Annotated in this window: 24 protein-coding genes and 1 tRNA gene; 4 read left to right on the top strand and 21 right to left on the bottom strand. The window is 50.3% G+C overall.

What is annotated here, in order from left to right; all coding sequences use genetic code 11:
* The first annotated feature begins 158 nt into the window (after positions 1 to 158).
* Positions 159 to 231, top strand: a tRNA-Ala gene (locus BBD42_RS19075).
* A 557-nt stretch (positions 232 to 788) separates the two neighbouring features.
* Here BBD42_RS19075 and BBD42_RS19070 read toward each other — a convergent pair.
* On the bottom strand, positions 789 to 1,460 hold the full coding sequence (locus BBD42_RS19070; protein ID WP_099519446.1) for a TetR/AcrR family transcriptional regulator: 672 nt from the start codon (positions 1,458 to 1,460) through the stop codon (positions 789 to 791).
* 168 nt (positions 1,461 to 1,628) lie between these two features.
* Between BBD42_RS19070 and BBD42_RS19065 the strand changes: the two genes are divergently transcribed.
* Positions 1,629 to 2,597 (top strand): aldo/keto reductase, encoded by a 969-nt coding sequence (locus BBD42_RS19065; RefSeq protein WP_099519445.1) that lies wholly within the window; start codon positions 1,629 to 1,631, stop codon positions 2,595 to 2,597.
* 91 nt (positions 2,598 to 2,688) lie between these two features.
* Here the strand turns inward: BBD42_RS19065 and BBD42_RS19060 are convergent, their stop codons facing one another.
* The 6 genes from BBD42_RS19060 to nrdR all read right to left on the bottom strand — a co-directional run bounded on the left by BBD42_RS19060 (position 2,689) and on the right by nrdR (position 5,916).
* The gene (locus tag BBD42_RS19060; RefSeq protein ID WP_099519444.1) at positions 2,689 to 2,901 is read right to left on the bottom strand and encodes a DUF4261 domain-containing protein; all 213 of its coding nucleotides are present in this window, start codon (positions 2,899 to 2,901) and stop codon (positions 2,689 to 2,691) included.
* 169 nt (positions 2,902 to 3,070) lie between these two features.
* Positions 3,071 to 3,424 carry a winged helix-turn-helix transcriptional regulator gene (locus BBD42_RS19055; protein WP_046230239.1) on the bottom strand — a complete coding sequence of 118 codons (354 nt, stop codon included), beginning with the start codon at positions 3,422 to 3,424 and terminating at the stop codon, positions 3,071 to 3,073.
* 65 nt (positions 3,425 to 3,489) lie between these two features.
* Positions 3,490 to 4,047, bottom strand: a complete 558-nt coding sequence (gene hxlB / locus BBD42_RS19050) for a 6-phospho-3-hexuloisomerase (RefSeq protein WP_099519443.1) — start codon at positions 4,045 to 4,047, stop codon at positions 3,490 to 3,492.
* 5 nt (positions 4,048 to 4,052) lie between these two features.
* A complete protein-coding gene (gene hxlA, locus BBD42_RS19045) occupies positions 4,053 to 4,685 on the bottom strand; it encodes a 3-hexulose-6-phosphate synthase (RefSeq protein WP_056030167.1) in 633 nt (210 codons plus the stop codon).
* A gap of 144 nt (positions 4,686 to 4,829) precedes the next feature.
* Entirely contained in the window at positions 4,830 to 5,276 is a 447-nt protein-coding gene (locus BBD42_RS19040; protein ID WP_099519442.1) for a GNAT family N-acetyltransferase, read from the bottom strand.
* A 160-nt stretch (positions 5,277 to 5,436) separates the two neighbouring features.
* Positions 5,437 to 5,916 carry a transcriptional regulator NrdR gene (nrdR, locus tag BBD42_RS19035; protein WP_046230243.1) on the bottom strand — a complete coding sequence of 160 codons (480 nt, stop codon included), beginning with the start codon at positions 5,914 to 5,916 and terminating at the stop codon, positions 5,437 to 5,439.
* Between the two features lie 110 nt (positions 5,917 to 6,026).
* Between nrdR and BBD42_RS19030 the strand changes: the two genes are divergently transcribed.
* Positions 6,027 to 6,245, top strand: a complete 219-nt coding sequence (locus tag BBD42_RS19030; RefSeq protein WP_046230244.1) for an alpha/beta-type small acid-soluble spore protein — start codon at positions 6,027 to 6,029, stop codon at positions 6,243 to 6,245.
* Positions 6,246 to 6,321: 76 nt separating this feature from the next.
* On the opposite strand, the gene BBD42_RS19025 is transcribed toward BBD42_RS19030, so the two are convergent.
* The 11 genes from BBD42_RS19025 to BBD42_RS18975 form a co-directional block, all read right to left on the bottom strand.
* The gene (locus BBD42_RS19025; protein ID WP_348272571.1) at positions 6,322 to 6,864 is read right to left on the bottom strand and encodes a lytic transglycosylase domain-containing protein; all 543 of its coding nucleotides are present in this window, start codon (positions 6,862 to 6,864) and stop codon (positions 6,322 to 6,324) included.
* Between the two features lie 38 nt (positions 6,865 to 6,902).
* Positions 6,903 to 7,502, bottom strand: a complete 600-nt coding sequence (gene coaE / locus BBD42_RS19020; protein WP_099519440.1) for a dephospho-CoA kinase — start codon at positions 7,500 to 7,502, stop codon at positions 6,903 to 6,905.
* Between the two features lie 17 nt (positions 7,503 to 7,519).
* Positions 7,520 to 8,257, bottom strand: coding sequence for an MntP/YtaF family protein (locus BBD42_RS19015; protein WP_099519439.1), 738 nt, complete (start codon positions 8,255 to 8,257; stop codon positions 7,520 to 7,522).
* 140 nt (positions 8,258 to 8,397) lie between these two features.
* Positions 8,398 to 9,255: a DNA-formamidopyrimidine glycosylase gene (gene mutM, locus BBD42_RS19010; protein WP_099519438.1), complete on the bottom strand. Its 858-nt coding sequence runs from the start codon at positions 9,253 to 9,255 to the stop codon at positions 8,398 to 8,400.
* Positions 9,256 to 9,303: 48 nt separating this feature from the next.
* Positions 9,304 to 11,979 (bottom strand): DNA polymerase I, encoded by a 2,676-nt coding sequence (gene polA, locus BBD42_RS19005; protein ID WP_099519437.1) that lies wholly within the window; start codon positions 11,977 to 11,979, stop codon positions 9,304 to 9,306.
* A 216-nt stretch (positions 11,980 to 12,195) separates the two neighbouring features.
* Positions 12,196 to 13,431 (bottom strand): EAL domain-containing protein, encoded by a 1,236-nt coding sequence (locus tag BBD42_RS19000; RefSeq protein WP_150131571.1) that lies wholly within the window; start codon positions 13,429 to 13,431, stop codon positions 12,196 to 12,198.
* The gene (locus BBD42_RS18995) at positions 13,382 to 14,989 is read right to left on the bottom strand and encodes a GGDEF domain-containing protein (protein WP_099519435.1); all 1,608 of its coding nucleotides are present in this window, start codon (positions 14,987 to 14,989) and stop codon (positions 13,382 to 13,384) included. The genes BBD42_RS19000 and BBD42_RS18995 overlap by 50 nt, the downstream gene beginning before the upstream one ends.
* 254 nt (positions 14,990 to 15,243) lie before the next feature.
* A complete protein-coding gene (gene pstB, locus BBD42_RS18990) occupies positions 15,244 to 16,002 on the bottom strand; it encodes a phosphate ABC transporter ATP-binding protein PstB (RefSeq protein ID WP_056030197.1) in 759 nt (252 codons plus the stop codon).
* A gap of 14 nt (positions 16,003 to 16,016) precedes the next feature.
* Positions 16,017 to 16,904, bottom strand: a complete 888-nt coding sequence (gene pstA / locus BBD42_RS18985) for a phosphate ABC transporter permease PstA (RefSeq protein WP_056030200.1) — start codon at positions 16,902 to 16,904, stop codon at positions 16,017 to 16,019.
* Positions 16,901 to 17,824 (bottom strand): phosphate ABC transporter permease subunit PstC, encoded by a 924-nt coding sequence (gene pstC / locus BBD42_RS18980; protein WP_056030203.1) that lies wholly within the window; start codon positions 17,822 to 17,824, stop codon positions 16,901 to 16,903. Before pstC ends, pstA begins: the two co-directional genes overlap by 4 nt.
* 76 nt (positions 17,825 to 17,900) lie before the next feature.
* The gene (locus BBD42_RS18975; RefSeq protein WP_056030206.1) at positions 17,901 to 18,857 is read right to left on the bottom strand and encodes a phosphate ABC transporter substrate-binding protein; all 957 of its coding nucleotides are present in this window, start codon (positions 18,855 to 18,857) and stop codon (positions 17,901 to 17,903) included.
* Between the two features lie 167 nt (positions 18,858 to 19,024).
* Here BBD42_RS18975 and BBD42_RS18970 point away from each other — a divergent pair, with 167 nt between their 5' ends.
* Positions 19,025 to 19,927 carry a LysR family transcriptional regulator gene (locus BBD42_RS18970; RefSeq protein ID WP_172455556.1) on the top strand — a complete coding sequence of 301 codons (903 nt, stop codon included), beginning with the start codon at positions 19,025 to 19,027 and terminating at the stop codon, positions 19,925 to 19,927.
* Between the two features lie 63 nt (positions 19,928 to 19,990).
* Here BBD42_RS18970 and phoU read toward each other — a convergent pair whose 3' ends face one another.
* The 3 genes from phoU to BBD42_RS32685 form a co-directional block, all read right to left on the bottom strand.
* Positions 19,991 to 20,650 (bottom strand): phosphate signaling complex protein PhoU, encoded by a 660-nt coding sequence (phoU, locus tag BBD42_RS18965; RefSeq protein ID WP_099521689.1) that lies wholly within the window; start codon positions 20,648 to 20,650, stop codon positions 19,991 to 19,993.
* A 76-nt stretch (positions 20,651 to 20,726) separates the two neighbouring features.
* Positions 20,727 to 21,482 (bottom strand): phosphate ABC transporter ATP-binding protein PstB, encoded by a 756-nt coding sequence (pstB, locus tag BBD42_RS18960; protein WP_099519433.1) that lies wholly within the window; start codon positions 21,480 to 21,482, stop codon positions 20,727 to 20,729.
* 331 nt (positions 21,483 to 21,813) lie between these two features.
* Entirely contained in the window at positions 21,814 to 23,031 is a 1,218-nt protein-coding gene (locus BBD42_RS32685; RefSeq protein WP_099519432.1) for a methyl-accepting chemotaxis protein, read from the bottom strand.
* Between the last annotated feature and the right edge of the window lie 54 nt (positions 23,032 to 23,085).

The following is a 23,085-nucleotide window of genomic DNA, read 5'->3' as shown; positions in this document are numbered from 1 at the left end:
TCCCTTTAAGTTCGTTTGCTTATTTGCATGTATAACGACAAGGGGGTGTGTTTTGTGACAGATTCGTTTTTGTAGGGCTGGGCTTTTTTGCTATATTTTTATTTCCAACCATCTTGCGCGGAGTGACTGTTCTATGTATAATAATAAAAGTGTCACTCGGGGCCTTAGCTCAGCTGGGAGAGCGCATCGCTGGCAGCGATGAGGTCAGGGGTTCGATCCCCCTAGGCTCCATAAAATAAAGAACGTCACCACATAGCGTGGTGACGTTCTTTATTTTATGGAGAGCCAGGGGGCGAACCCCGGGGTTCAGTCCGCGCGGACGGAGCGAATGCGGAGGAGCACGGCGTCTGAATCTACCTCTAAAAGTCTTCTCCGATTCCCCTTCGTCAGCCCTTTAATCAAAGATTCGGACATCCCATGATGGATTTGCGAGTAATCGAAGCAAATCCCCTAGGCTCCATAATAAAGAACGTCACCACATAGCGTGGTGACGTTCTTTATTTTATGGAGAGCCAGGGGGCGAACCCCGGGGTTCAGTCCGCGCGGACGGAGCGAATGCGGAGGAGCACGGCGTCTGAATCTACCTCTAAAAGTCTTCTCCGATTCCCCTTCGTCAGCCCTTTAATCAAAGATTCGGACATCCCATGATGGATTTGCGAGTAATCGAAGCAAATCCCCTAGGCTCCATAATAAAGAACGTCACCACATAGCGTAGTGACGTTCTTTATTTTATGGAGAGCCAGGGGGCGAACCCCGGGGTTCAGTCCGCGCGGACGGAGCCCTCTTCCCTATTGCCTCGACAATTTTTGAACCATCTGGTTCAAAAACAAATCCATCTCCGAACTATTTTCTAAATTAATGAATTCCGATTTTATGATTTGGTGTCTCATCACTTCGTAATAATCGGATAATGCCTGCTTCAGCGACAAATGATGAAGCATTAGCAGCTTGTGATCAATCATTTTCCTAAGCATCGTGTCCATTTGAATGAGGAGGATGACCGGATTCAAATGCTGGAATATATCGTTCTTCATCCCTCTGTCAAAAAACGCCCTCACCTGTTCATTGCGAAGCTCAACCTCACTTGAAAGCTTTTCATATAAATGTGGATACAGATTGTCCAGCTCCTGCAAGAAAATATCGGACAAATAAACCGCCATGAGCAAAGACTGCTTAAACACTTTATCAAAGGATTTGATATAGGACGTGTTATCGTTCAAAGACAGGTCTTGTACCATTTCCGAAATATATTCTGCGTAACGGGCTACCACCGCTTCAATGATTTCATCCTTAGAAGCAAAATATTTGTACATGGTCGCCTTGCTAATATCCATATATTTAGCTGCATCATCCATTTTCAGCGTAGCAAATCCGTTTTTTTGAATCACGGGTATTATCTTTATAATTAGCTTTTGGATCGTTTTATTTCTCTTCTCCAATGCCTGGGGTTTCATATCCATGGGGTAAAGCCTCCTATTTCTTCATACCTAAAATTATAACTCAATCGAGCAAAAATATGAACGTTTTGTACTATTTAAACTTTTTAAGACTTTTAAGTTTACTTTTTGGCGTTTAGCGTGCTATTGTTATTTTCAAGAAATGCAGAAATAAAAGGAGGCTTGAACACGATGGAAACTTTGGCATTGGGTAGTCAAGGACTGAAAGTATCCCGTTTGGGATTAGGATGTATGGGAATGTCCGAATTTTATGGGGCAACGGATGAGTCAGAGTCTTTAGGCACGTTGAATCACGCTCTGGAGTTAGGCATTACGTTTTTTGATACAGCGGATATTTACGGTTATGACGAGGACGGCATCGGAGTAAATGAAAAACTGGTTGGTAAAGGATTAAGGCCACACCGTCATTCCGTGCAGATCGCAACCAAATTTGGCTCCCTTCGTAATCAAACACAGCATCTAGGCTACAATGGAACGCCGCAATATGTGAAGCAAGCCTGCGAGGCAAGTTTGCAACGCTTGGGCACGGACTACATCGATCTGTATTACTTGCATAGAGCAGATCCTAATGTTCCGATCACAGAGACGGTTGGAGCTATGGCTGAGCTCGTGAAAGAAGGAAAGATCCGCTATTTGGGGCTTTCAGAAGTGACCCCTGAACAATTGGCCGCTGCTCACGCTGTCTTTCCTATTTCAGCCGTTCAAACGGAATATTCCTTATGGTCCAGAGAGCCTGAGCTCGGTATATTGCATGCTTGCAGAGAGTTGGGCGTCGGTTTTGTCCCCTACAGTCCGCTTGGAAGAGGATTTCTGACTGGCACGCTCTCCAGTCGAAGCCAATTGGCACAAGGTGACTGGCGCATGTATAATCCCCGGTTTTCTGAAGAGGCATTCGAACAAAATAAAAATATCGTTCAGGGGATACAGCTGCTTGCCCAGCAAAAAGGAGTAACTCCCGCCCAAATCGCACTGGCTTGGGTATTCGCGCAAGGCAGCGATATCGTTCCGATTCCGGGTACGAAACGTGTGAAATATTTGCAACAAAATGCAGAGGCCTTATCCATCCGCTTAACAGCTGAGGAGCAATCCCAATTGAATGAACTTGCCCCTGTCGGCAGCACCTTCGGCAGCCGCTATTAAGCATGATAGGCTCATCCTATTAAAAATGGAATAAGCGCAAAGAAGCCAGCCTTAACGGCTGGCTTCTTTGCGTCTTGTACAAGCTGCTGCATCAGTCTTTTCTGCCGTTGCTTCCCCCCTGCATTCCGGCATAATAAGGCTCTCCCGGATCAAGGTCGAGGACGACGCGTCGTGGTGCGGCAAGAGCGTATTGATGCTCACAGCGCCAGCGTATGTCCTCGGTCCCGCCGACCGTCTCTCCATCGTTGATAACATCCCCATTTTCAAATAAATAATAGGCGATATTGCCAAAATTTTGGGCCACCTCATTAGGGTCTAATCATACTGCTAGCTATTATTTAATTTTAATTGGTTGCAGCCATGAACAACTTCACCAATGATAGGGTCCGATTTCAAATCAAAAAAAGGCCGAAGCTAGAAGCATCCTCTGCTCCTAACCCCAGCCTTCCTTAGCTATCAAGCTGCTATTGCTGCTATTTCCATACGACTTCCTCGCCGTAGTTTTTGCCCCAATCGTACATCATGCGCAGCACAGGCATCAGGCTTTCGCCGTAAGCCGTTAACGTATATTCCACTCGCGGCGGAACTTCCGCATATACTTTACGCTCAACCAGCAAATCCTCCTCCAGCTCGCGGAGCTGATTCGTCAGCATTTTCTGGGTGATATGGGGAATCATTTTCTTCAGCTCACTGAAACGTTTCGTTCCTTCAAGACCAAGATGCCACAATATGATCAGCTTCCACTTGCCCCCAATGACGGCCAGCGTAAGCTCCTTCTCGCAGTTGATTTCACGTAAATTAATACGTTCCTTTAATTCCTGAGCCATATTCATTCCCCCTCCTTCCCAGTATACATGATGAAGCAGCTTCCAGCTATGCTGCGCGCCACCTGCTATTCCAGATTCGCGTGATTGCTGTACATGGTGTTGCCGCTAAGCCCCTTCTTCTCCATCAAGCTCAAAATAACCGCATCATAGAAAATGAGAAGGCCTTGTTCAAAAAGAGAAGCCATCGGCTGCACGGTCTGCTTGGCCCCATCCTGCTCTTCCTTCGCCGCAGCCTGCAGCGTTACAACGATATGCGCCGCACGTCCAAGCGCCGACTCTGGATTCGTCGTAATGACGGCCAGCTTGCCGCCGAGCGCCTCCGCCTTTTGCGCCATCGCAATGAGGCTGCTCGTCCCGCCGGAGCCCGAGCCCAGTACGAGCACATCGTCTTTGCCGAGTGCACGCGTCACTGTCTCGCCAGCCACATAAGCGTCAAAGCCCATATGCACGAGCCGCATCGCAAAAGCTTTGCCCATCAGGCCCGAGCGTCCAGCGCCTGAGACGAAAACACGCGGCGCGCGCATAATTGCATCAGCCAGCTCGCCTGCGGCTTCATCCGGAATGAGCTGCGTCAGCCGCTCCAGCTCCTGTACGATTTCTCCTGCAAGCTGACTCATACGCATCAGCTTTAGGCCTGTTTGATCCACTGCTGCATTTGCGATGCAGTTGCGGATTTATTTTCAACGCCCGTAATACCGCCGCCTACGATAACCAGATCAGGCTTTGCCGAAATAACCTCTTGCAGCGTATCGATTTTGATGCCGCCTGCGATTGCGGTTTTTGCTTGTTTTACAACACGCTTGATCGCCGCCAGCTCTTCGAAGGAGTTTTTGCCTTCAGCTTGGTGATCATAGCCGGAATGGACACAAATATAGTCTACCCCAAGCGCATCAATTTCCGCTGCACGGGCTTCAATATTTTTCACATTAATCATATCGACCATAATTTTATTGCCCTGCTTGCGAGCTTCTTCAACTGCACCTCTGATGGTGGAGTCGTCGGAAACACCAAGAACGGTAATGATGTCTGCACCCGCTTCGGAAGCTTTCATCACTTCATAGCCGCCAGCGTCCATAATTTTCAGATCGGCCAATACTTTAAGGTTAGGGAAAGCTTCTTTAATCGCTTTTACCGCATGCAGACCTTCATTGATAACGATAGGTGTTCCGATTTCAACGATATCGATAAACGACTCAACCTCTTTGACCAAAACCTTTGCTTCCTCAATGTTCACCAAATCAAGCGCCAATTGCAATTCCATGTATACGCACACTCCTTCATCAAATGTTGGAAATTGTTAACCTTGCTACAGGTTTTAGTCTAGCCCCTTTCCGACATTTGAGGAAGTACGCACTTGAAAGTGGTGTAGTTACTTGAAGGATACTAATGCGATTTATCAGGCTTTCTAGACAATTGTATAGTTCACCCAGCTGCCTTGAACCGCATCCATTTTAGCGAAAAATTGTTGAGCCCGCTTATTTTGCGGAGCTGTTATCCAGAACATATGAGCAAAGCCTTGCTCCTGTGTGTACGTTCTGCATGTCAAAAATAGTTCTTCCTCCACTTCCGTATCCCGATACGGCTCCAGCAGAAAAAAGTCATTCATGAGCGTAATCTGCGCTGACTTCATTGTACTAATTGTAAAATATAAAGTAGCAAAGCCAATCAGCTGCTGCTCCTTCTCTACGACAAACTGGATACCGCCCTGCTTTTCCAGCAGCTGCTCCATTAATTGATGAATTTCTGGTGTGCCCGGCCAAGGATTTTGATAAAAGCCTACGATATAGTCGTGCATTAAATCGGTCAAGCTGCTGATATCCTTCTTTTCCGCCAGCCTAATTTTGAATGACATACAAAAAACCTCCCTTTCAACAATGAATATTTAAATGATTTAATATTCAATCTTATTATTGTTTAAGGCGTTCTAACGCAAAAAACAAAAAAACAACGCCTGGAGCGGCGCTGTTTTCTCCAATCTATTCATGCCGCAGCTTCCGAAGGCAGCATCTGATTTAATCCTTCATTCCATTCGGCGAGCTGTCCTTCGACAGCAGGCTGCTAAGCTCCTTCATGAACATATCGATGTCCTTGAACTGCCGATACACAGAGGCAAAACGGACATAAGCTACTTCATCTACTGGATACAGCTGCCCCATCACCAGCTCGCCAATGACACGGCTCTCCACCTCAGCGTGTGCAGTTGTGCGCAGCTCCTTCTCTACCTCAGAAACGACAACCTCCAGCCTTTCAGCGGGCACGGGGCGCTTCTCGCAAGCACGGATTAAACCACGCAAAATTTTATCACGGCTGAACTCTTCACGGCTGCCATCCTTCTTGATGACAACGAGCGGCGTTTCCTCAATCATCTCGAACGTCGTGAAGCGGCTTTTGCATTTCTCACATTCCCGGCGGCGGCGAATGGACTTGTTCTCGTTAGCGGGGCGCGAGTCCAGCACCTTCGTTCCGGAGTAGTCGCAATATGGACATTTCATTCTCTTTTCCTCCCTTCTAAGCTATCCCTAAAAATTACCAAACAATTCCTGTAATGAAGTTCGGATTTTCGCACATAATACTTTTACCAACCGCGAGGAGGTGAACACACATGAGCGCAAACCGCAGCAGCAACCAACTGGTTGTACCACAAGCGACAGCAGCACTCGACCAAATGAAATTCGAGGTTGCTCAAGAGCTTGGAATCGCGATTCCACAAGACGGTTACTACGGTAACATGGCTACAAAGGACGCTGGTTCCATCGGAGGGTACATTACCCGCCGTCTGGTACAAATCGCTGAGCAATCCCTTGCAGGGGGCTCCCATTAATAAATAGCTCTTGTAATAACAGACAGCTTTGGCTGCTTAAGTCCTGAAGTGACGGGCAGCCAAAGCTTCTTCCTGTTTACGGTTCCAGTTCCGGGTACAAGTCTTTGTACTTATTATAATACTTCACGACCTTTTGTACATAATCGCGTGTTTCTTTATATGGAATTTTAGCGGCATCATCGAACGTGCCGTCCCATTCCCCCGAATCGAGCCATTGCCGGACTTTACCTGGTCCTGCATTGTAGGCAGCAATGACAACGATATTATTTTCATCAAATTGTTTGTGCAGCGAAGCCAGATACCATACCCCCAGCTCGATGCTCACATCAGCGCGATTGCGCAGCGTCTCCTCGGTCACCTGCTCGAAGCCTGCCTTCTCGACAATCCATTTGGCGGTGGTCGGCATAATTTGCATCAGTCCGAGCGCGCCTTTCTTCGAAACTTTGCCCGTCTGGAAATTCGTCTCCGCTTTAATAATGGCCGCCACCAAATGGGGATCTACCTGATAGCTAATGGCACTTGCCCGAATATCGGCCTTATAATCAATAGGATAGAGCTTCTTGAGCATCCATGCGGGCTGAGCGACAATAATGACAACTATGATAATAAATAATAGCAAAAACAGCCTTCTTCGAGCGACCTTTCTTCTCTTGGCCCTCAGCATGTATGACCCTTGCTCTGCCAAAACGCCTGAACCTGCTCCCTCGTCTGCGCCAGCGTTCCACTGTTGTCGATAACCCAATTAGCTCTGCGCTTCTTCTCTTCCATGCTCAGTTGCAGCCCCATGCGCCGCCTTGCTTCCTGCTCATCAACGTTGTTGCGCGCCATCAGGCGCTCCAACTGGATATGCTCTGGCACATACACAACAAGCACGCCTTCATATAAATGCTCCTGCTCCGTCTCATACAGCAGCGGAATATCAGCAACGACCAGCTTGCCTGGATGCTGCCGTTCATAGTCAGCCATTCGCTGCTGCATCGTAGAGCGAATCGCCGGATGCAAAATCGCTTCAAGCTGCCCCAGCTGCTCTTTATTATTGAATACGATTTGGCCGAGCGCTGCCCGATCAAGTGTACCGTCTTTATGTAACACAGCTTGTCCAAACGCAGAGGCGACCGCCGCTAGAGCGGGCTCCCCTGGCAAAACAACTTCCCTTGCTACCTGATCGGCATCCACCAGCAGCGCTCCAAGCTCCACTAATAGGTGGGCAACGGTGCTTTTTCCAGTAGCAATGCCGCCGGTTAATCCGATCCTCATGCCCTTCCACCTCATCTTTACAGCAGCTTTGATATTCCAATTATAATAAGCAAAATGCCTGGCAGTACCGCCAGCGCCTGCATGCCCTTCCAATGCGAGAAGCGAAAACCGAAGCTGATGCCCCCTAGCAAAAATAGGGCGCTAGCCGCAGCAATCACAATCGCTGTCAGCAAAGCAGGCAAACCAATCATCGCGGCCCCGATTCCCGCGCCGAAAGCATCGAGCGACAGCGCTACGCCGAGCATAATCGCCTCGGAGGCGGAAATCGTGCCCGATTTATCAACGTCAGCAGCCTGCGGTGTCCGTAAAATCTGAATGACAAGCCCAATGCGCCTCAGCTCAACTATCACAACGAGCACCGGATGGCTTGCCTCCGCAGCGTTTGTTTCTACAGCCGGATGGCCGGAACGATCCTCGGAAACAGGGCCGCTAGCACCAGAAGCGGCAGACGCATTTTCAGCATCCACCTTCTTGCTTTCATGGCGATTTCGCCGCAGCTGGAGCAGCGCCCAACAGCCAATACCCATCAGCACGATGGCGCCAATCAAGCTCGCCGAGCCTGGCGATAAATATTTGGCGATAACGCTGCCTAGCTTCATGGACAATAAAATGATCAGGCCTGAACAGCACGCGATAATCAGCACGGACAGCAACGGGATGCGAATGCGGCGCAAACCATACGTAATGCCAACGCCGAAGCCGTCCACGCTCACAGCAAAAGCGAGCACGATCAACGAAACCAGATGCAAAGCCAACCCTCGTCACTCCCTGCATACGCAGGTGCCCCGATTACACTCTACAGGGCATCTGCCTATTGTTCTTCACAACAGCATATGCAGCTGCATGCCTAGGGTGAATGACTACATTATGGAGGGCTTGGCTTAAGTTACCGCGATTAGCCTGCGCTTTGCTCACCTGCTTGCTCCGGCGCCTTCTGGCAGCTAGGGCAAATATGCGTGCCTCTGCCTCCAACAACAAACTTTTCAATGGCTACTCCACAAGCCGGACACGGCTCGTCCTTTCGGCCATAAACGAGCAGCTGATGCTGGAACATGCCCATCTCGCCTTGCCCATTTACATAGGATTTGATCGATGAGCCGCCCGCTTCCACCGCTTTGCCAAGCGTCGAACAGATTGCTGCATGCAGCTTATCCCATTCTCCGGCACTAAGCGAATTGGCGCTCCGCTCAGGATGGATACCCGCTTGAAACAGCGCCTCATCTACATAAATATTGCCCAACCCGACCACATATTCCTGATTGAGCAGCAGCGGCTTGATTTTCGTAGAGCGCCTTGCCAGCTTGGCATGCAGCACATCGCGAGTAAATGCAGGCTCAAGCGGCTCAAGGCCCAGCTTATTCAGCGGCGGCAGCTCAAACTCCGTGCCCGGCGTGAACAAGTGCATCGTGCCGAACTGCCTGACATCTTTATATCTTAAATCCGTTCCATCCTCAAAATGGAACAGGACATGCGTATGAAGCTCGATCGGTTCATCGCTTTGAAATAATCCATAGCGGCCTTCCATGCGCAAATGCGATACGAGCACAAGCCCGTCCATGACGATACGCAAAAATTTCCCGCGCCGCTCGACCGTCTCGATTGTCATGCCGACGAGCGCATCCTCAAATTGCTCCGGCACAGCCGGACGCTGAATGATGCGGGGCAGCCGCACCGTAACGGATTTAATCTTTTTTCCTGCAACAAGCTCAATTAATGTTCGTCTAACCGTTTCTACCTCTGGAAGTTCCGGCATTGCATCTCACCTCAACGTCTATTATACCTGATTTCCGCTCCCAGCGGGTTATTTCGCTTCATACCAGTTCGCTCCAAAACTGACGTCCGCCTTAAGCGGAACATCGAGCTTGATGGCGGATTCCATCACTTCAGGAAGAAGCTTCTTCATCTGTTCCAGCTCATCCTCCGGCACCTCAAATACCAATTCATCGTGTACCTGGAGCAGCATGCGGCTTCTGAGCTTCAGCTCGTGCAGCTTCTTATTCATATGCACCATCGCCAGCTTAATAATGTCCGCTGCTGTGCCTTGGATCGGCGAATTCATGGCTGTGCGCTCTGCGAAAGAGCGTTTATTGAAATTCGAATGGTTAATATCCGGCAAGTACCGCCTGCGATCGAGCAAAGTCGTCACATAGCCTTGCTTCGCCGCCTCGACTTTAATCCGATCCATAAACGACTTCACGCCTTTGAAGACGCCGAGATATTGCTCAATAAACCGGCCGGCTTCATTTCGCGTAATGTTCAGGTTGTTGGAAAGCCCAAAGTCGCTGATGCCATACACAATGCCGAAATTGACCGCTTTCGCCGAGCGGCGCATATTGGAATCCACCTGATCCTCGGTTACGCCAAATACGTCCATCGCCGTTTTCGTATGAATGTCCATGTCCTGAATGAACGCTTCCTTCATATTTTCATCGCCGGAAATATGGGCGAGCACACGCAGCTCAATTTGCGAATAGTCCGCTGCGAGAATGGTCCAGCCAGGCTCGGACGGAACGAATGCTTTGCGGATTTTGCGGCCCTCTTCCAGACGGATCGGAATGTTTTGCAAATTCGGGAATTGGCTGCTCAGACGGCCTGTTGCCGCTATCGTCTGGCGGAAATACGTATGGATTTTGCCTGTCTGCTCGCGAATTTCCTTGAGCAGCCCTTCCACATAGGTAGATTGCAGCTTCGCCAGCGTCCGGTAATGCAAAATCAGCGGAACAATTTCACTGTATGGCGCCAGCTCCTCGAGTACCTCGGCGTCTGTCGAGTAGCCCGTCTTCGTCTTTTTCCTCGCAGGCAAGCCAAGCTTCTCGAATAACACCTCGCCCAATTGCTTCGGCGAATTCAAATTAAATTCCATACCCGCCTGCTTATAAATTTCCGTCACCAGCGTCGTAAGCTGACGCTCCAATTCGCTGCCGAGCATCTCCAGCTCCGCCTTCTCCACGCTGATGCCCTGATGCTCCATCCCTGCCAAAATAACGGAGAGCGGCAGCTCCAGCTCTTCATACAAGCTGAGCATGCCTGTCTCCTTCAGCTCGTCGCGCTGCAAAGGCGCCACTCTGCGCACCGCATCGGCTTTCGTTGCCAGATGCTGATACAGCACGGCCGCAGCTGGAACTTTAAGCTTCGCTCCTTTGCCGTACACCGATTCATCGCTAGGGACAGCTGGCTGTTCGTAGCGATGGGTAATGCCGGAGAGCAAAAGACTCGACTCCGTAGGATCAATCACATAAGCGGCCAGCTGGACATCAAAGCTCACGCCGCTCAGCGTGATGCCCGCCCACTTCAAAGCCAGCTCCACTTTATGCGTATCAAAGCCGACCTTCTTCTTGCCTGGATCAGCGAGCCAGCTCCGCAGCGGCTCTGTGAAAGCTTCCTTCATCGCTGCGAAAGGCAGCGCATATGCCGCTTCGGCGTTTGCCAGCGCCAGCCCGACCAGCTCAGCCTGATGCGGATTTTCGCCTATCGCTTCCACATATAGACCGAAGCCGCTCTCATCTGCTTCAAGCTCCTTCATCAGTTCATCGAGCTTCGGCGCATCCGCAGCCGATTCGATCGGGGTCAGGTTCAGCTCAGCCGCTTCGCCTGCTGAACCGCTTCCCTCGCCGCTCAGTCCGAGCCGCTCTTGAACGGATCGGAATTCCAGCCGGCGCAGCACATCTGCAAGCGCCGGCCCATTAAAGCCGCTGTAGCGAATCGCCTCCGGCTCCTGCTCCGGCGCAAGCGGCACCTCGCGGTGAATCGTCGCGAGCTTCTTGCTCATCACCGCATCCTCTTTATGCTGCTCGACCTTTTCCTTCATCTTCCCTTTCAAGCTCGCTGTGTTGGCCAGCACTTCTTCAACTGTTCCGTATTCATGCAGCATCTTGAGCGCTGTTTTCTCGCCGACACCCGGAATGCCCGGAATGTTGTCGGAGGCATCGCCCATCAGCCCTTTCAAATCAATGATTTGATTCGGCGTCAGTCCATATTTCTCCTTAATTTCAGCCGGCGAATATCTCTCCTGCTCGCTTACCCCTTTGCGCGTCAGCGCTACGGTCACATGCTCCGATACGAGTTGGAGCATATCCTTGTCGCCTGTGACGACAAGCGTCTCGACCTTCTGCTCGTCCGCAAGGCGGGTGAGCGTGCCAATAATATCGTCCGCTTCAAACCCGTTCAGCTCAAACTGCGCAATTTGAAAAGCCTGCAGCAGCTCCTTGAGCACCGGAAACTGTTCCGACAGCTCCGGCGGCGTTTTTTCCCGTCCGCCTTTGTATTCTGCATATCCTTCATGGCGAAAGGTTGCCTTCCCTGCATCAAATGCAACGAGCACATGTGTCGGTTTCTCGTCTTCCAGCAGCTTAAGCAGCATCGTTGTAAAGCCATATATCGCATTCGTATGTAAACCAGCCGAATTCGTAAGCGGAGGCATTGCAAAAAATGCCCGGTACGCAATACTATTGCCATCTAATAACATCCATTTATCCATTATTGACACCTCATTTATCGGTTCTAATGGTTATCATACCATAACTGCAAATGCCTTTGCTTCCTTCTCGCGCTGGGCTGGCAACATTCTTGAAAACCCGCTGCCGCTGCTAGCATAAGCAAGGTTGGCGCGCACTTCATACAATGCCCAATTCGCGAAAAAAAGCTCTCTCCAAGCTCCATATGGACCGCTCAGAAACAGCTTTTCTCATCCCGGCTATCGCCGCTGGACCAGACCGGCAATTTCACCCGGGCGCCCTAGCAAATAGCCTTGGGCATAATGCACGCCCATTGCCTTTACTTTGTCCAGCTCCTCTTGATGCTCAATGCCTTCGGCGATAATGCCAATCGCCATTTTGTCGGCCAGCTGGACAAGCGTATGCACAATATGCTCCTTCATCTCGTGCTCATGAATGCCCATAATGAGGGAGCGGTCTACTTTTATATAATCCGGCTTCAGCTCAATAATAGCCTGCAGCGACGAATAACCCGCGCCTACATCGTCGATTGCGATTTGAAAGCCTTGGCGGCGATAATGCGCAAGTGTAGCAAGCACGGAGCCATAATCCTGAATAGCCGAACGCTCCGTAATTTCAAAGACGATATGATGGGGAGACAAGCCCCGCTGCTCCATCATTTTGGCGAGCCTGTCGGGGTAAAGGCTTCCTTCATTTAGCAATTGCGCCGTCATATTTAGAAACAGCTTCTGATGCGGCTGTAGGCCGGTGCTGCCCTCCACTGCCTGCTCGCGCGCCGTCTGATCCAGCCGTGCAACCTCTCCCGACTCTTCTGCGAAGGCAAACAAGTCGAGCGGACTGGAAAACCATTTATTTTTAGGGAACCGCGTGAGTGCCTCATATCCGAATGCTGCCCGCTCGCTGCCGCTTTCCTGTAGCGACATAATCGGCTGATAGACCGGAATGAGCAGCTTGCCGCGAATTAGTCCGTTCAAATATTGAAGCCGCATGGCGCGTGTTAAAGCTTCCTTCTGCTGCCCATATAAGAGCGCTCGCTTAGAAGCTTCATAGAGACGGGAGACTGGGCTTCCGGTACCGCTGCTCTCTACCAAACCTACGCCTGCATGAAGACGCATATCCGTCATGGCTCCAAGCTCGGCGCCACTGAACCCGCGCTCGGCTTCCTCCTGCCAATTGCCTGCGGCTTGCAGCAAATTCCCCAGCAGCTCCTGCTGCTGCAAATCCGGCAAAGCCATTACAACATACAAATCATCACCCATCCAAAACTTGTCCCGTACATGGACAGCTGTTTCCGGATTCGCATAAATCATCATCTCTATGTATAGCTTCCATCTCTTCATAAATGTGGGGGGCAGCTGCTCAAAGGTGCCTGCCGACTGTTCACTGTGCCAGGATAAATAGATAACGCCAATATTTTCCGGCTTTTCATCCACTATAAGGTTGCTTCGCTGCACTATCGCTTGATGATGTCCCACGTCTCACTTCGATCCCCTCTGTAGCATTGCGTTCTTGTGTGCAGGAGGTCATATCTTCCATGACATACACACTGCCCTTCTGCATCTTGGCACGTTTCTTGAGCTTCGCTGTTAAAGTGGATATGCGGCTTGGCGCCGTCCCGCCGGAAGCAAGCATTAAAGATAGGGACAAAGTAACCCCTTCCTGCTCAACTGTGTTGCCGTGACGATCCTCCACCATGCTGACCTCCACTCCACCGTAATACCTTTTTACCCCGCCGTCAAAACGTTCAATCAACCTGCTGCAAATTTTTTCAGCATAAGAGGCTTCCGTCACCATAATGAAATCATCACCGCCAATATGCCCGATAAAATCGCTTGCCAGCCCATATTCTTCCTTGATGCCAACTAGCGTATCCGCCAAAAAACGAATGAGCGCATCGCCTTGGCTAAACCCAAAGCAATCATTAAACCATTTGAAATAGTCCAAGTCCGCATAAATAACGGCGAACGGCTTGTCGCCACTGCTTCTGCGAGCCAGCTCCAGCTGGATGCCCTCATTGCCGGGCAAACCCGTCAGCGGGTTGGCCGATCTTGCCGCCTCCATGCGCAGCGTCGTAATGCGCTCCAAAATATCACGAACCGTCGTTGCGCCAAGCAGCTGGCCTCCCGCCGTAATAATAACGACATCATATAAATGGGAAATATCCCGCGCCATCGCCAGCTGAGATACATGCTCAATCGGCATGTCCGCATCTACAATTAATGGCGATGCATTCATAATTTTCTCAACAGGACGGGTGGAATAAAGCGGCAGCCCATATTTCCCAGCTAACAGCTCATGCAGCTTTTGCTTCATCAGCAGGCCGACGGGGCGTCCCTCCTCCTGCAGAATCACGCATTGCTCCTTGCCGTTCATATTGAAAAAATCGGCAATTTCCGTCACGCGCGCCTGCGCTGAAAAGACGGGAAACGGCGCTGCCTGCTCGCCAATGCTCATGCCTGGAGCCGCATAATAAGCGATCGCCGCCGCTTCCGGTTCAAGCGCAACCGCTATCTCCTGTAGGCTCTGCCTTTCTTCAAGCGCCATTGCCGCCATTGTTCCCAGCTGCCTATCCGGACCCGGGCTCTTGGCTGCCTCTACTGCCTGCTTGCTCGAAACCCGCATGCTGCTCATTTCCGCTTGCCGCCACGCTTCCCTAAGCGCTTTCCATGCGGCTTGCTCAGCGGCTTCATGGCTCTGCCCCGCAGGCGGATCTGCGATCACGTGGCCTATAATAACGCTCTGCTCGCGGCTTGCGAGCGCATGCAGCTCCGCTGCGCTATCATTCATCGCCTGCTCAGCTCCAAGCCTCGGGCCATTGCAGCCAAGCATAATGTAATACTCCTGTCCAAAGCTGCGCTTCCAGATCAGCTTGAACGGCTTCAGCTTCCGCTCCCATGTCAGGAGCCATGTTTCGGGCAAGGCTCGTTCCTCCGCAAGCCGTATATATATGACGCCAATCTCCCCAAGCCGCCAGCTTTCTCTCATCACTTGGAGCAGTTCTATATGGATCAGACCAATTGCCATCTCGTCCATGCCAGGTCTCCCTTTAATCTTGGTTGTTCTGCTTCTACATTACCAGCCAAATGTGAGCAGAGTAACATATTCATGTAAACTATCTGTAAAGCACAAGACTTTTGCCCTAGTTGCCGCAAGCAGGCTTGAGTGCTATACCTACTTTTTCGCATATAAAAAAACAACTCCATACCGGCTTGCTTAGCAGGCAGAAGTTGTTGCTGGGGCATACAGGGTTCCCTTATGGCTATGCTGGAAGCATGCGTGCAAGGGGATCACCCGAAACGACCTGAAATATAGTCGCTCGTTTCTTTTTTGCTGGGATTCGTAAACATTTTCTCTGTATTTTCGAATTCCACGAGCTCGCCGGATAGGAAAAATGCCGTTTTGGCCGAAATCCGCGCCGCTTGATGCATATTGTGCGTGACAATCACGATGCAGTAATCCTGCTTCAGCTCCGTAATCAGTTCCTCTACTTTAGAGGTCGAAATTGGATCAAGCGCCGAGGCAGGCTCATCCATCAAAATAATGTCCGGCTTGACCGCAATGGAGCGGGCAATACACAGCCGCTGCTGCTGTCCGCCAGACAGCCTGAGCGCGGACGTATGCAAGCGGTCCTTCGTCTCTTCCCAAAGCGCCGCTTTGCGGAGCGATTCCTCCACCAGCTCATCGAGCTCGCTTTTATTTTTGATGCCATGGTAACGCGGGCCAAAAGCAATATTTTCATAAATCGACTTATGAAAAGGGTTCGGCCGCTGCCATACCATGCCGATGCGTCTGCGCAGCAGCACCACATCGGTTTTCGGATTGTTGATATCCTCATCGCCAATCCAAATCTCACCGGTCATTTTGGCGTTTGGAATCAAGTCGTTCATCCGGTTCAGCGTCCGCAAAAACGTCGATTTCCCGCAGCCGGACGGCCCGATGAGCGCCGTAACCTGTTTATTTTCAAAATCGATCGATACATTTTTAACAGCCTTATTGCTGCCATAATAAACGCTTAAATCGCGTACGGATATGCCATTTTCAGCCATATGCTGCCATCCTCCTATTTCGTAGCGGTAAACTTGCGGTACATGAAGCGGCCGAGCCAGCGTGCGAGCAAATTAAACAGCAGCACCGTGATGACCAGTACAGCCGAAGCTCCAGCAGCAATTTCCGCAGCATCAGGAGCAAGCCCCTCGGAATTAATTTTCCAAATATGAACCGCAAGCGTTTCAGCCGGACGCAATGGGTTAAGCGGAGATACCGGGCTAAATGGGTTCCAATCCGAGAAATCGAGTCTTGGCGAGCTCATGCCTGCTGTAAAGAGCAGCGCCGCCGCTTCGCCAAATACGCGGCCCGCAGCCAAAATCGTGCCCGATACAATAATCGGCAATGCGATAGGCAGCATGGTGGACGTAATCGTCTTCCACTTCGTCAAGCCGAGTGCCAGACTCGCTTCCTTCTGCTCTCTTGGTACGCTTTTGAGGCCCTGCTCCGTAATCCGCACCATCAGCGGCAGATTGAATACGGTCAGCGCAAGCGCACCCGCAAGCAAGGAAAAGCCAAGACCGAAATAATTGACAAGCATAAGTAACCCGAACAAACCAACAATAATGGAAGGAAACGAAGATAATACCTCAACGACAAGCCGGATAAAATCAGTCAGCTTGCTCGGCTTCGCATATTCACTCATATAGATGCCTGCGCCAATCCCAATCGGAACGGTGATGATCATCGTAAGCACGAGCAGGAACAAGGAGTTAAACAACTGCGGCCCAATGCCTCCGCCCTCCCTGAACGATTCAGGAGCCGAGGTCAGGAAGCTGAAGCTAATATGGCCTAGCCCGCGCACAAGAATGAAGCCGAGCAAGCCGATCAGCAGCAGCACGATGAATGCAGCTACGCAAATAATGACGGCTGTGGCAATTTTATCTACTGTTTTTGGTTTCATAGTTTAGACCTGCCTTCCAGCCAGCGTACGATAAATACGAAAACGAATGTCATGAGCATCAAAATCATCGCAAGCGACCACAAAGCATTGTTATGCGTGGAGCCGGCAGCAGTGTTGCCCATGCTGAGCGTAATAGCGCTTGTCAGCGTCGAAGCCGACTCAAACAGGGAGCGCGGCACAAAGGGCGCGTTGCCGATAACCATTTGTACAGCCAGCGCCTCGCCAAATGCCCGGGCAATACCGAGCACGACACCCGTCATGAGCGCGGGAAGCGTAGTCGGAATAACGACGCGATAAATCGTTTGCCAGCGTGTGGCACCGAGTGCGTACGAGCCTTCCTTAAGACCGGCAGGCAAGGAAGCTAAAGCATCTGTCGCAACCGTCGTCATCGTTGGCAAAATCATAATGGACAATACAAGTGCGCCCGCAGCTACACCTAAACCTTGTCCAGGAAAAATATCACGGAATAAAGGCACGATGACGCTAAGACCGATAAAACCGTATACAACGGATGGAATGCCCGCCAGCAGCTCAATAACCGGCTGCAAAAATTTACGTCCGAATTTCGGCGTAATTTCAATCATAAAGATCGATGCGCAAATGCTAAGTGGCGCAGCAAGCAGCGCGGCAAGCAGCGACGTGCTGAAGGAGCCGAAGATGAACGGGAATGCGCCGAAGGATGGGGGAGATCCTTCCGGACTCCATTTTAAACCGCCTAATAGCTCAAATACGTTTACATGATCTTTAAAAAAGGTGCTTAGTCCGCGGGAAGCGACAAAATACACCATGGCAATAATCGTCGCAACCAAAAATAGAACACATAAGGTTGTATATACTTTACCGACCCATTCTTCAACAAAATGGTTATTGCCCGCGGTACGGCCATTGCCCGCCGTTTTTTTCGGTATCGTCTGCGCCATAATAATCTCCTCTATACAGCCAGAAAGAGGCAGATTGCGAATCCGCCTCTTGTGCTGGCCTATGAATGATTAGCTATTACTTCTTAGTGATGTTGCCGTCAAGATCGCGAACGACTTGCATTTGGCTAGTTGGGATGTAACCCAGCTCAACAACCAAACCTTTTTCGTTTTGGATTTCTTCGCTCATCATGTATTCCAGGAAAGCTTTTGCCGCTGCATCAGGCTCGCCTTTTGTATACATGTGCTCGTAAGCCCATACTGGATACGTGCCGTTGGCTACGTTTTCTACGTTAGCTGCTACGCCGTCATAGCTTACTGTTTTGATGGAATCATCAAGGTAAGAAAGAGCAAGGTAACCGATAGCGCCTGGTGTTTCACCGATAATTTTCTTAACCGTACCGGACGAATCCTCTTGGATCGAGCCTTGAAGATCTTCGGATTTCTGGCCAAGTGCATATTTCTCAAAAGTAGCGCGAGTACCGGAGCTTGCTGGACGGTTTACGATTACGATTGCTGCATCATCGCCGCCAAGGTCTTTCCAGTTCGTTACTTTGCCTGTGAAAATATCAATCAGCTGTTGTTTCGTCAGGTTGTCTACTTTTACATCCTTGTTCACAACTGCTGCCATAGCGACTACTGCCACTTGGTGGTCAACCAATTCTTTTGCTTTATCTGCATCCAGCTTCTCTTCTGCATAAACGTCGGAGTTGCCGATATTTGCTTGTCCTTCGGATACTTGCGTCAGGCCTGTACCGCTGCCGCCGCCTTGTACTTGAATCGTAACGCCGCTGTTTTTCTCCATAAACATTTTCGATGCTTGGTCAACCAATGGTTGCAGTGCAGAGGATCCTGTTGCAAGAAGCGAGCCTGTTAGACCAGATGCTTCTGCTGACGGTTCAGCGGATGGCTCTGTGGATGGGCTGCTTGAGCTTGTTGTGTTGCCAGCTGTTGTACCTCCATTGTTAGCTTGGCCGCATGCAGCCAGTGTAAATGTCAGTACCATTGCCATAATCAACATCAAAGACTTCTTCATTTCTTATTTTCCCCTCTCAATACCTTGTTTGCTTCACAAGACCTATTGTAGATCGGGGGCATTAACCTAATGTTTTCTGTTTGTAAAATTATCAATTAAATCTCATAGATTTTTTCTATGAATGTGGATATGATATAGATAAAATGAAAGATTTCAGGAGGCAGCTCATGAGTTTGTTAAAAATGAAGTTAATGGTCCTCATCGATCGCTATAAACAGATCACGGCGGTGGCCAATGCCCTGCAAATCAAGCAGCCTACCGTCAGCTTTCATATGAAGAAAATGGAGGAGGAATGGGGCGTCAAGCTGTTCGAAATGCGTACGGGGAAAGTGCTGCTTACCCGCAATGGAAAGCTGCTGCTTCATTATGCGTCGCAAATCGACCAATTATATAGCGAGGCGGAGTCGAGGCTTGGCGCCATTCATGCGGCAGAGAAAAATCGTTTTGTGATCGGCTGCACGACCAGTACCGCCGCTTACCTCGCAAACAGCGCCGCAATGGGAAAGCTGCGGACGCTTTCCGAAAGCCATGGCGCTATAATGTCCATAGCCGTTCATGATGAGGAGGAGCTTTATCAGAAGCTGCATCTTGGAACGGTCGACTTTATTATGTATGGGGAAGGAAAACAGCAGGCAGATGGCGGCGAATTCCGCTATCAGACGCTGGGCGCCTCGCCGCTCCGGGTTATGATCCCTCAGCAGCATCCTTTATATGCTTGGTCAGAAGAAATTTCATTGGACTCCCAGCTCGAGAAATATGAGTTTGTCGAGCTTGCTGACAGCTCCGTCGCACAGCGTATTCATGAATGGAGCCGCAAGCACCAGTACTCCTTAACCTCGCATGCGTCCTTTGGGTCGGTGGAGCTGCTTATAAATGCCGCCGCAGCCTGCGGGGACCTTGCCATATTGCCCGAATGCTTACTGCCGCAAGCGGCTAAACTAGATGAGCTCGGATTACAGCTTGCCGCTCTGGACAGTGAGGCAGCCCGGTGGCCGATGATCGCCAGCTGGCGCAGCCAGCACTGGGATCAAGCTTTTATGCAGCAGGTTCTGGATAGAATCAGCTTATAAAATAAAAAAGGCTCCATTTCCACAGCTGCGTGGAGACGGAACCTTTTTCACTAGTTCATGAGGCTATACGTTCAAATCTGGTCTTGTGCCTGTCACAATGTAGACGACGCTCTCACCGATGTTCGTCGCGTGATCGCCGAAGCGCTCCAGGTAGCGGCCAACAAAGCTAAGCAGCGAGGATTGCGTAATGTTGCGGGGATTTTCCATCATTAGCGAGTAAAGCTCACGGGTAATTTGCCCGTACAGCGCATCGACCTGATCGTCATCCTTGGCCATTTTGTAAGCGAGGTCGACATTTTCTTGAATGAAGGATTGGATGGATTCCGTTGTCATCATTTGAACAATTTCGGCCATGCGCGGAAGATCGATGAGCGGCTTGATCAGCTCCTGCCCTTCCATGCGCAATACGACCTTGGCAATATCAACCGCCAAATCGCCCATCCGCTCCAAATCGCTGGCAATGCGGAAGGAAGATAAAATCCGGCGCAAGTCCTTCGCTACCGGCTGCTGCGTCGCAATGAGCTTTGCCCCAAGCTCTGTTACTTTCTCCTCCAGCTGATTGAGCGAAGGATCAGCGGCGATAACCTGCTGCGCGCGCGCCACATCAACGGCTTTTAGAGCTTCGATGGATTCGACCAAAGCATTTTCAACAAAATTCCCCATCTCAATTACAAAATCATGTAGCTTCTCGAGGCCGAGGTCGAACTCCTTGCGTGTTGTCATCATTTTAAATTTCCTCCCAAATGATCAATCTTTACATGGAAAACGCATGAGTCCGCTTATTGGCCATTAGCCGAATTTAGCCGAAGCGTCCGGAAATATAATCTTCCGTGCGCTGGTCAGACGGATTGGAAAACAGCTTTTCCGTATCCGCATATTCAACGACTTCGCCGTTCAGGAAAAACACCGTTTGGTTGGACACCCTAGCCGCCTGATGCATATTGTGAGTGACCATAACAATCGTATATTTGTCCTTTAACTCCTGGGTCAGCTCTTCGATTTTCAAGGTGGAAATCGGATCAAGCGCCGAAGTTGCTTCATCCATCAGCAAAATATCCGGGTTAACCGCAATCGCTCTGGCGATACAAAGCCTCTGCTGCTGACCGCCCGATAAGCCCAGTGCCGAGCGCTTAAGGGAATCCTTCACTTCGCCCCACAGCACCGCAGATTTCAAGCTCGTTTCTACAATTTCATCGAGCTCTTTTTTGTTTGTAATGCCATGCAGGCGCGGACCATAAGCCACATTATCATAAATCGACTTTGGAAAAGGATTCGGCTGCTGGAACACCATGCCGATTTTACGGCGCAGCGCTTCTACCTCTACCTCGTTAGAATAAATATTTTGCTTATCAATGATAATGCTGCCTTCGATCCTCGTTCCTTGAATCATGTCATTCATCCGGTTAAGCGTCCGCAGCAAGGTCGATTTGCCACAGCCGGAAGGTCCGATAAAGGCGGTAATCGCCTTAGCCGGAATCGTAAGCGATACGTTCTTCAGTGCGTGGAACGCCCCGTAATAAAGATTCAGCTTGTCTATGTTAATTAGCGCTTCCAAACGTTCTCCTCCTTATTGCTTTCCATTGCCCGTTTACCCCTTGTTTAAGGGTTGTATGTGTTTCATGTCGCAACTAGTCTGTTCCGTTCTAGAAGTGTGGTGAAAAAGAGTCTGCACTGCATGAAAAGCTTGGCTTACGATCGCCATTACCCTTGAATTTCTTTGAATAAGCAATTAAATGGAGAAATTCAAGGGTAAAAACGAACGCTGCCGCTTCTCCAGCTCAAGCTTTCCATTCCGTTACGCCTTTCCCACCACGCTTCTATATGTTACAGACTGTTTGTAAATCTTATATTGCATTTATGTTAACGTAGTGTTAAAAGTAGACGTTTTATGAAAGAGTGTTCTTTTGAAGGCTGCTCATTTCCTGTGCGACATGCTGCACTTGCAAATAAGCCTGCTCGGACAATGCCCCAATTTGCCCGGCATTGCCGCGATTTTCAGCCGCCGCATGAAACAGGCTATTGAATGCGCCTTCTACCTCGTGCACATGCGCTTCGCTTGATGCCGTTTCCAATCTCCCATTTTTCGCCAGCTGCGCCGTTTGTTCGATTTCCTGGATGATCGTTTGAATGAGCGATGTAATCGTGGCAGCAGATGTTTTCGTCTGGTTCGCCAGCTTCATCACTTCGCCAGCCACGATTGCGAAACCCCGCCCATGCTCGCCAGCCCTTGCGGCTTCAATCGAAGCATTGATCGCCAGCAAATTGCTTTGTTCTGCCAGCTCCTTTATCAACCCTGACACCTTGCTAATCGAGCCAGCTTCCGCCTGCAAGGCACGCATTCGCTCCTCCTGAAGCTGGGAGTTGGCCGCGATGGAAGCGAATGCTTTCGTTACGTTATCGAGCTCGTTTTTCCCCTTCAGCGTCAAATCGACCATCACGACCGAAAGCTCCTCGCCTTCCTCCGTGGAGCCGCGTACGCTCTGAATCGCTGATTCAATCTCCTTTACACGCTCCTCCGCTGATCGAATCGTCCTGCGCTGGGCCAGCTCCGCCTCTTCCTGCAGCCTTTTGGAAAGCTTCAGCAAATCGGCAACTGTCAAGACGCCTGTGAATTTGCCTGCATCCGTCACAAGCACGCAATCATAGAGCACTTTCTCCTGACGATTAAGCGCCCGCTCAATGAGATGGTCCGGGGCGCTTTCGAAGTCAATTATGAGCGGAGTTGCATCCATCATGACGGTTATAGGCTTTTCATAATATAAATCGGCACTAAAACGATGGCCCAGCTTTAGAAAAAAACGATTCCGCATCATGAGTCCCTTCACTCGATCAGCAGCGTCGCAAACGACGACACATTCCGATTCGGGATGCTGCTTGAAGACCGCTATCGTCTCTTTGCAGGTCCGCTCCTCCCGCACAATCGGCGCCTGACGAACAAAATCGGCAAGCCGGGCAGCCTGCTGCGACGGAGCGTCTGTCTGCTCTTTCGAACCGGGAGCCTCCGCAGCTAAGACGTTTTCTGCCTGCTGCTCTGGATGCCGGGCTTCTAATTCGTCCATTTCCAGCTTCATATCCATCGGATGCGCTAGCTCAGCAGTCGTCATTGGTCATCATCCTTCCGTAATTCCTTCTTCCTTCACTATAGGTCTTTAGCATCA

It is taken from the genome of Paenibacillus sp. BIHB 4019 (genome assembly GCF_002741035.1).
Taxonomy (GTDB): domain Bacteria; phylum Bacillota; class Bacilli; order Paenibacillales; family Paenibacillaceae; genus Pristimantibacillus.
Note: the sequence above shows the minus strand (reverse complement) of the source record. Positions and strands in the feature narration are given on the sequence as shown.